General features: G+C 62.1%; 11 protein-coding genes. 4 read left to right on the plus strand and 7 right to left on the minus strand.

Annotated features, from left to right (window positions below):
* Nucleotides 1-52 precede the first annotated feature (52 nt).
* Nucleotides 53-961, plus strand: coding sequence for a LysR family transcriptional regulator (locus ISP19_RS18315; RefSeq protein WP_204683831.1), 909 nt, complete (start codon nt 53-55; stop codon nt 959-961).
* A gap of 6 nt (nt 962-967) precedes the next feature.
* Here the strand turns inward: ISP19_RS18315 and ISP19_RS18320 are convergent, their stop codons facing one another.
* The 7 genes from ISP19_RS18320 to ISP19_RS18350 form a co-directional block, all read right to left on the minus strand.
* Nucleotides 968-1,717 carry an HvfC/BufC N-terminal domain-containing protein gene (locus ISP19_RS18320; protein ID WP_204683832.1) on the minus strand — a complete coding sequence of 250 codons (750 nt, stop codon included), beginning with the start codon at nt 1,715-1,717 and terminating at the stop codon, nt 968-970.
* The gene (bufB, locus tag ISP19_RS18325; protein WP_204683833.1) at nt 1,714-2,562 is read right to left on the minus strand and encodes an MNIO family bufferin maturase; all 849 of its coding nucleotides are present in this window, start codon (nt 2,560-2,562) and stop codon (nt 1,714-1,716) included. Before bufB ends, ISP19_RS18320 begins: the two co-directional genes overlap by 4 nt.
* A gap of 63 nt (nt 2,563-2,625) precedes the next feature.
* On the minus strand, nt 2,626-2,910 hold the full coding sequence (gene bufA2 / locus ISP19_RS18330) for a BufA2 family periplasmic bufferin-type metallophore (RefSeq protein ID WP_204683834.1): 285 nt from the start codon (nt 2,908-2,910) through the stop codon (nt 2,626-2,628).
* 51 nt (nt 2,911-2,961) lie between these two features.
* Nucleotides 2,962-3,726 carry an alpha/beta fold hydrolase gene (locus tag ISP19_RS18335; RefSeq protein WP_204683835.1) on the minus strand — a complete coding sequence of 255 codons (765 nt, stop codon included), beginning with the start codon at nt 3,724-3,726 and terminating at the stop codon, nt 2,962-2,964.
* A gap of 51 nt (nt 3,727-3,777) precedes the next feature.
* Complete coding sequence (locus ISP19_RS18340; RefSeq protein ID WP_204683836.1) at nt 3,778-4,269, minus strand: DoxX family protein; 492 nt, start codon at nt 4,267-4,269, stop codon at nt 3,778-3,780.
* On the minus strand, nt 4,266-4,547 hold the full coding sequence (locus ISP19_RS18345; RefSeq protein ID WP_204683837.1) for a BufA1 family periplasmic bufferin-type metallophore: 282 nt from the start codon (nt 4,545-4,547) through the stop codon (nt 4,266-4,268). The genes ISP19_RS18340 and ISP19_RS18345 overlap by 4 nt, the downstream gene beginning before the upstream one ends.
* Nucleotides 4,548-4,594: 47 nt before the next feature.
* Nucleotides 4,595-5,014 carry an organic hydroperoxide resistance protein gene (locus ISP19_RS18350; protein WP_204683838.1) on the minus strand — a complete coding sequence of 140 codons (420 nt, stop codon included), beginning with the start codon at nt 5,012-5,014 and terminating at the stop codon, nt 4,595-4,597.
* Between the two features lie 317 nt (nt 5,015-5,331).
* Between ISP19_RS18350 and ISP19_RS18355 the strand changes: the two genes are divergently transcribed.
* The 3 genes from ISP19_RS18355 (at nt 5,332) to ISP19_RS18365 (ending at nt 7,999) form a co-directional block, all read left to right on the plus strand.
* Nucleotides 5,332-5,874 (plus strand): redoxin domain-containing protein, encoded by a 543-nt coding sequence (locus ISP19_RS18355; RefSeq protein ID WP_204683839.1) that lies wholly within the window; start codon nt 5,332-5,334, stop codon nt 5,872-5,874.
* Between the two features lie 68 nt (nt 5,875-5,942).
* Nucleotides 5,943-6,683 carry a response regulator gene (locus ISP19_RS18360; protein WP_204683840.1) on the plus strand — a complete coding sequence of 247 codons (741 nt, stop codon included), beginning with the start codon at nt 5,943-5,945 and terminating at the stop codon, nt 6,681-6,683.
* Between the two features lie 5 nt (nt 6,684-6,688).
* Nucleotides 6,689-7,999 (plus strand): sensor histidine kinase, encoded by a 1,311-nt coding sequence (locus ISP19_RS18365; protein ID WP_204683841.1) that lies wholly within the window; start codon nt 6,689-6,691, stop codon nt 7,997-7,999.
* The last annotated feature ends 238 nt before the right edge of the window (nt 8,000-8,237 follow it).

Here is an 8,237-nt window from a genome sequence, read left to right on the forward strand (position 1 = left end):
ATAAATCCTGCTAACCTGATAACGGTATTCAACAGGGCTCAATAATTGGCGTATGGACCGGCTTGAGACGCTGCAGCTGTTCACCCGGATCGTGGAGGCCGGCAGTTTCAGCCGGGCCGCGGACATGCTGGATATACCCCGCGCAACGGCGACCTATGCCATCAAGGAGCTGGAGGCTCGGCTCGGTGTCCGCTTGCTCGAACGGACCACGCGCCAAGTCCACCCCACATTAGATGGACAGGCGTTCTACGAACGTTGCGTACTCATTCTCAGCGAGCTGGATGACGCCGAGGCTTCGCTTAGAAACGTGGCATCGAATCCGCGCGGCACCCTGCGCGTGGACATGTCCAACACGCATGCCACGCGCATTGTGCTGCCGAAGATCGACGATTTTCGCAGTCGCTATCCCAGCATCGATCTGGTGATCAGCAGCGGCGATCGGCTGGTCGATCTGATCCGCGAAGGGGTTGATTGCGTGGTGCGCGCAGGTATTCCGAGTGACTCCAACTTGGTGGCGCGGCCCTTGGCCAAGATGCCGCAGGTTATCTGCGCAAGTCCCGAGTACCTGGCGTTCTTCGGCGTACCGCAGCATCCCGGCGAACTGGCCGACCATCAGGCAGTGAAGTTCTTTTCCAGCAGCACAGGCATCGACGACACCCTGGAGTTGATCGTCGATGGCAAGCTCAGTGAATTTGTCCTGGGCGGATGGATGGCGGTCAACGACTCAGAAAATTATGTCATTTGCGCCTTGCGTGGCTGCGGCTTGATCCAGCTGCCGCGCTTTCACGTTGAAGAGGAATTGCGCGACGGGCGGCTGGTGGAAGTACTCAGCGAATGGGCCAGTCCATCGAAGCCGCTCTCCGCGCTGTATCCCTATCGGCGGCAGCTGTCGCCGCGTGTGCGTGTATTCGTCGACTGGCTCGCCGGCTTGTACAGCGCCAGGTTTGCCGGCGCGGGCTAAGCGCGACTACGCCGCTACACCCGCCAGCAGTTCCTTGCCGACCCATCCGGCCAGCAACGCACCGGCTTTCGCGACACCTTCGCTCTCGCCGAGTCGCGCGACCAGCATGCTGCAAAGCGCATCGAAGCTTCCGTTCTCCCACAGTTGCAGCAGTGCCGCGTGTTCCACCGCATCCACCGCTTCCAGCACGACCGTAAATTGCCTGCGCCACACCACTACCGCAGCGGGCTTGGCCAGCATCTCGCTTTCCGGCGGTGCAATGCCTTGTTGCAAGGCTGACCAGATGTCCGCTGCATTGGTGGTTACGACGTGAGCCGTGAACGAGGGGGCGAGATGCAGTCGCGCCGATTCCCAATCGATATCGGATAGCGCTTCCAGTGTCAGAGGGCCCGCGTCCGGAGCGACAAACGCGCGCGAAAGCGCAAGCTCGATCCAGGCCAGCTCGTGCACTTCCGGATTGTCGGGATAGAGCAGGGCTAATGTCTCGCCAAAGTCGTCGCCGTAGGCGTCCAGGGTCCACGCATGCGGTGGAGAGTTATCGATATGGGTAATCGCTGCTGCGAGAAAGGCGTCTTCGCCGAGCCATGTCTGCACATGCGGATAGCTCACCCGCAAGCAATCGACCAGCTGCACGCGATAGTTGTTCTGATAGACGGATAGTCCCGCCACGTGGCCGCCGGCCAGCCGCTGCGCCGCATCGTCCGACGCCGTGACGAGCCAGGATTGGAACTCACGCTGCATCTGGGCCAGGTTCATGCGGCCACCTGGCGCATGCGCGCGTTCGCCTCGCCAATCGAGCGGGCGACGGCGAGCTCCTTGAGCAAATCAGCCAGCGGAGGAATGTTGCCGTCGCGTTCGATCATGGTCGCGACCGGTCCGGTCAGCGCAATCGCCTCTGCATACAGCGACCAGACGCCGCCATGTACCGGACTGTCATGCGTGTCGATCAAGAGCTCGGTGCCCTGGCTGTGTCCGGCCAGATGAATCTGGCGCACACGCTCGGCGGGAATGCCGCGCAGATAGGCGTGCGCATCGAAGCCGTGGTTGGTGGCGCTGACAAAAACATTGTTGACGTCCAGCAGCAGTTCGCAACCGGTGCGCTTGCTCATCGCGCGAAGAAACTCCCACTCGGTCATCGCGGCGTCGCCGAAGGCGAGATAGCTGGACGGATTCTCGAACAGCATTGTGCGCCCCAAGGTGTCCTGCGCCATCTCGATGTTGCGGCAGACGATACCCAGCGCTTCTTCGGTATAGGGCAACGGCAGCAGATCATGCGAATTGAAATGATCGATCCGCGACCAGCTCAGGTGATCGGAGACGAACAAGGGTTGGATCTCGTCCGCCAGTGATTTCAGCCGACGCAGATAATCCGCTTTCAATCCGTCCGCGGAGCCGATCGACATCGACACGCCGTGCAGGGCCACCGGATGCCGTTCGCGCACCTGGCGAAGAATATGCCGCGGCTGGCCGCCTTCGACCATGAAGTTTTCGGAGATGACTTCGACAAAGTCGACCGGTACGTCGGTCTCGAGAAAATCGCGGTAATGCTCGCGGCGCAAGCCGAGTCCATGACCGGCGAAGCGGGAGGATGGAGTGGACATCGAGTTGCTCCTGGACAGGATGGGAAAGCGCTGGACCCGCGCGGCACGGGTCCAGCGATGCAATCACTTCGGCTCGGTCAGCGTGCCGCCGGCGGCGACGCATGCACTCGGGGCTTTCACGACAACGCCCTGGCCCTTGCAGTCATTCAGGCCCTTGCAGTCGTGCTTGGCAGTGGCGCACAGGCTCTGGCCTTTGCAGGTGTTGACGCCGTAGCAGCGGGCCGGCTGTTCCTTTTGCACGGATTGATCGGCGGCATGAGCCGGCGAATGCACGGCGGCAAGGGCCATGGCAACGACGGCGGCGGCAGCGGCGAAGCTGTTGCGGGACTTGGTAACGATGGTGGTCATGAGGTTTTTCCTTGAAATGGATGAGTAGGATCGTGGTGGGTGAGTGCGGCTTTACTTCAGGCTCTGCGCCGCGTCTTCGATAACTTGCGCAACCCGTTCCGGCTGCGAGATGTAAACAAGGTGGCTGCCTGGGATCTCGGTGATCTTCGAGCCGGCACGCTGATACATGGAGCGCTGAAGTTCGGGGCTATACACGCGGTCCTGCGTAGCGACCACGGCCCACGAGGGCTTGTCGCGCCAGGATGCGAATGACGTGACGCCACGGAAGGCGGCGACGGTTGCCGGCACCTGCGAGATCGCCATGTAGTTGGTGCGATTGGTGGTCAGGTCGCCGCCGACATCGGCGTCGAACTTGGTCGGATCGATCGAGATGTAACCGTCCCAGGACGTCTGGAAATCGTTGCTCGGCTCAGGCACGGAACCGACCAGTTGCAGCACGCTCTCGCCGACGCTGGGCGCCACCGCAGCCACGTAGACCAGGCCTTTCACTTTGCCGTGCACACCGGCCTGGGTGATCACCGCGCCGCCGTAATCACTGCCGACCAGCAGGGTCGGACCGTCTTCCTTGCGCAGCTGGCGGAACACCGCATCGGTGTCGTTGGCGAGGGTGTCGATGCGCGGCTGCACGACATTCACGGTGTAACCCTGGTGGATCAGGATGTCGTGCACGACACGCCAGCCGGAACCATCGACGAAGGCGCCGGGAACGATCACGATGTTCTTGACGCCGACAGGCGCGGGAGTGGAGGTGTTGGCAGCGAAGGCAGGGGCGGTCGCTGCCAGCATCAGAAGCATCAAACTCAATGATTTACGCATGGGATTTTCCTTGGGGATGGCGATAAAAAAAACAGCGGCTTCGAGCGGCGATCAGCGCCGCAGCGGCCAGCCGCGGCGCAGGCGATCGAGCGACCAGGTGCCGCCGCCGCGTGCAATGAGTGGCAACATCAAGCCGGCCCAGCTCAAGTGCGTAGGCCATGCATCGGGATAGACGAACACTTCGATCACCGTCGTCATGCCAAGCAGCGCGAGGGCGGACAGCCGGGTGAACAGGCCCAGCACCAGCAAGATCGGAAACAGATGCTCGGCACCGGTCGCCATGCGCGCCGCGATGTCGGAGGGAATCAGCGGCAGCTTGTAATCCGTGGCGAACAGATCGTAGGTCGACGGCTTGATGGTCAGAAAACCTTCGACCTTGGTGCGCCCCGACTGGAAGAACACCGCGGCGATACCGAAGCGCGCGACGAGCAGCAGCAGCGACTCCGGCAGCACACGCGAAAGCCAATTCGATGCGGTGCGATCAGCACGATCGTCCGCTGCGGCCAATGCCGTCGACGAAAGTGTCATGGCGGACCGGCTCATGACTTGGCCTGCAACGAGCCGTAGCCCTTTGGCGTCTTGATCGTGGTGCAGGTGCCCTTCGGAACCAGAATCCAGGCGTTGCCCTGGAAGTTGGCCTGGGCAGTGCCGGCGCAGGTCGTGCCGGGGCCGGCGGCGCAATCGTTCTTGCCGGCCAGCGCTACGCCGTAGCACTTTTCCATCGCCGGCTTGGGCGCAGTGGGGCTGGCGTGTGCGCTGGTAGCCAGGTTTGCCAATGAGAACGCCAGTGTGGCGGCGAGTGCTGCATAAGTACTTTTCATGGTGGTCTCCGTCGATGAGTGAAGTGGATGGGTGATGGGTGTGCCGCTCACACGGCGGTGAGGACGGCCTTGATGTTTCCGCGGGTGGCCTTGGAATACGGGCAGAGCTGGTGGGCGCGATCGACGATGGACTGGGCCAGCGCCTGATCGAATCCGGGCAGGCTCACGTTGAGCTGGGCCTGTAGAAAGAAGCCTTCCTCGGGGTTGTTGACCAGGCTTACCTCGGCGTCGACCACGGCGTCGGCGGGAAGACGCAGGCCCCGTTCCTGGGCGGCGCGTCCCATGGCACCGATGAAGCAGGCGGACCAGCCGGCGGCAAACAGCTGCTCGGGGTTGGTGCCGGTGCCTTGGGCGCCGAACTGCGTCAAGGTCACATCGAGACGGCCGTCGCTGCTGCGCGACTGGCCGTTGCGGCCGCCGGTGGTGTGGGTCTTGCCTACATAAAGAATGGTGTTGTTGTCAGACATGGTCGGTTTCCTGGTTTGGAAGAGGCCGTTGGTCGCGAAAGGGGCGAGGACTTGGCCGGTGTGCATAGGAAACCGCCGCGACGTATCCCGGGTGTGTCGTGGCAAGCGTCAAAAAGCATCGCAATGTGTAGCGGGCCGGGCTGGATACATTCCGATACAAAAGGCCGCCGGCAGCGGGAATCCGCGCGGTGGCACGCTTGTACAAACAGATACAAAAAGCCGTTGCAGCCGACACACGCCAGATAAGTCGGACCGCTGGAATGGCAGGCATGGCGGCACATGCGTGCCGCCGTTCCCCTTATCTGTGAGGCAAATCCATGAAATTCCTGCGTATCGCCATTGCCGTGCTGGCTTTGAGCACCGCATTGATCGCCTATTGGCCCGGTGCCTGGAATGCGGCGAGCGCACAGGACGTCGCTCCCGGAACCTCCGCGCCGGAATTCCCCGGCGGCGCACAGTGGTACAACTCGCCACCGCTCACCCAGGGCGCGCTGCGCGGCAAGGTGGTACTGGTCGAATTCTGGACGCGCGAATGCATCAACTGCATCCACGTGCTGCCGCACACCAAGGCGCTGTATGACCGCTACGCCAAAGATGGCCTGGTGGTGATCGGCGTGCACACGCCTGAATACGATGAAGAGCGTGATCCGGACGCGCTCCAGGCGGCGATTCGCCGTTACCAGATCACCTGGCCGGTGGTGGCGGATAATGACATGCGTATCTGGAACGCCTATGCAAACCGTTTCTGGCCGGCCGTCTACCTGATCGATCAGAACGGCCGGGTGGTGTACAGCACCATCGGCGAGGGAAACTATGATGAAACCGAGCGGCATGTTCGCCAGTTGCTCGGCAAGGCGTAAAACCACTCAAGGATGCGCTGACGCACCAGCGCATCTTTCACCGCAAAGCAGCCCTGGGATAAGCAGACATGGACCACATCGACCATATCCTCGTTGTCGATGACGATCACGACATTCGCACCGGTGTCGTGGATTACCTGCGCAAGAACGGCTTGCGCGCCAGCGCGGCCGTCGATGGCCGCGACATGTTCGCCCAGCTCGATACGTCCAGCTTCGATCTCATCGTGCTCGACATCATGATGCCGGGCGACGATGGCCTGGTGCTGTGTCGTACCCTGCGCAGCGGCAAGCATCGCGCCGTGCCCATTCTGTTGCTCACCGCGCGCGACGACGAAACCGACCGCATCATCGGCCTGGAGATGGGTGCCGATGACTACGTCGCGAAGCCGTTTTCACCGCGCGAACTGCTGGCGCGCATCAAGGCGGTGATCCGGCGCACGCGCATGCTGCCGCCCAACCTGCGCATCACCGAGACCACCGACACGCTGTCCTTCGGCCGTTGGCGGCTCGATACCCATGCGCGCCACCTGATCGATGAAAGCGACACCATCGTTCCACTCAGCGGCGCGGAATTCCGATTGCTGCGCGTGTTCCTGGATCATCCCCAGCGCGTGTTGTCGCGCGACCAGTTGCTCAACCTGACCCAGGGCAGGGACGCGGAGCTGTTCGACCGCTCCATCGATCTGCTGGTGAGCCGCCTGCGCACCCGCCTTGAGGACAACGCCAAGGAACAGGCCTATATCAAGACGGTACGCAGCGAGGGCTATGTGTTCAGCATGCCGGTCATCGTGCACGGGACCGATGCATGAGCCACATGGCCTCGACAAGGTCCCGGCGCTGGCTGCCGCGCAGCATGGCATCGCGTCTCTACCTGATCATTTTTGCCGGCCTCATGCTGGCGCAAGGTCTGTCCCTGGCCTTGCTGTTCTACGAGCGCTACGAAAGCGCCACCGCGATGATGTTCAACACGGTGGAACATGACGTCGGCACATCCGTGGCCATACTCGATCGCTTGCCCGCACAGGAACGCGCCAACTGGCTGGGCCGCCTGCAGCGCGACAATTACCACTACATCCTCGGGCCGGGCCAGGCTGGCTCGCCGGTCATTTCCGATCGTACGCGCGAAGTGATTCGCCTTATCGAGAAAGAGGTCGGCCCGGACTTTCACGTCCACGCCGACACCATCTCGGTGAAACCCGCGCTTTACCAGGTGCACTTCACCTTGCACGATGGCTCGCTGCTTACCTTGGTCGTGATGCCACGCATCATGCCGGTGGCCCATTGGTTGCCGTTCGTGTTGGCGGTGCAGATCCTCCTGCTGCTCATGTGCACCTGGCTGGCGGTCCGGCTGGCGACGTTGCCGTTGACGAAATTGGCGCAGGCTGCCGAGTCGATGACCCCGACCGCCGATGGCCCACGCATGAGCGAGGAAGGCCCGACCGAAGTCGTGCAGGCCGCCGTGGCCTTCAACACGATGCAGGAGCGCGTCGCCCGCCATCTCAAGGAGCGGCTGCACATCCTCGCCTCGATCTCGCACGATCTGCAAACGCCGATCACGCGCATGCGGCTTCGCGCCGAAGTATTGGAAGAGGGCGAAGAACGGCAGAAGATCCTGGACAGCTTGCGCGAGATGGAGCATCTGGTGCGCGAAGGCGTGGCCTATGCGCGCAGCGCGCATGGTGGTGCCGAGACGCCGGTGCGCATGGATGTGAAATCGTTTCTGGAAAGCCTGGTGTTCGATTACCAGGACGTCGGCCGCCCGGTCAGCTTCTCCAGTTGCATCAACGGCGTTGCCATGGTCCGCCAGCAGGCGCTGCGGCGCGTGGTGTGCAACCTGATCGACAACGCCATCAAGTACGGAGGCGCCGCCGAAGTCGGTGCCTGGCGAAACGAACAGAACGCGCTGTGCATCGAGGTATCGGACCGCGGCCCCGGCATTCCCGAAGACGAACTGGAACAAGTGCTCCAGCCCTTTTACCGATTGGAGGCATCGCGCAACCGCGATACCGGCGGCGCGGGTCTGGGCCTGGCCATTGCGGCGCAGCTGATGCTCTCAATCGGCGGCAACCTCAAGCTGGCTAATCGCGAAGGCGGCGGTCTGATGGCGACAGTTATTTTGCCTTGAGTGGTCGCCGCGTATTTAAGGGAGTCGGAGTGCTTGAAGCTCAAGTGCCGTTTTGACGGCACTTGAAACTTGGGCATGGAATGAACTGGTGTTCCGATTCGTTGTGCGCACCATTGCCTGCGGCGCTTTCGGTCCCTAAAAGGGTCCGAGTCACTTTATCTTTGCTGGCTCAAAGAAAAGTAACTCAAAGAATCCGTAGTGCGCCTGTTCGGTTGATCGCAGAGTAATTTGGCGTATT

This window comes from Dyella flava, assembly GCF_016904955.1.
Classification (GTDB): Bacteria; Pseudomonadota; Gammaproteobacteria; order Xanthomonadales; family Rhodanobacteraceae; genus Dyella_B; species Dyella_B flava.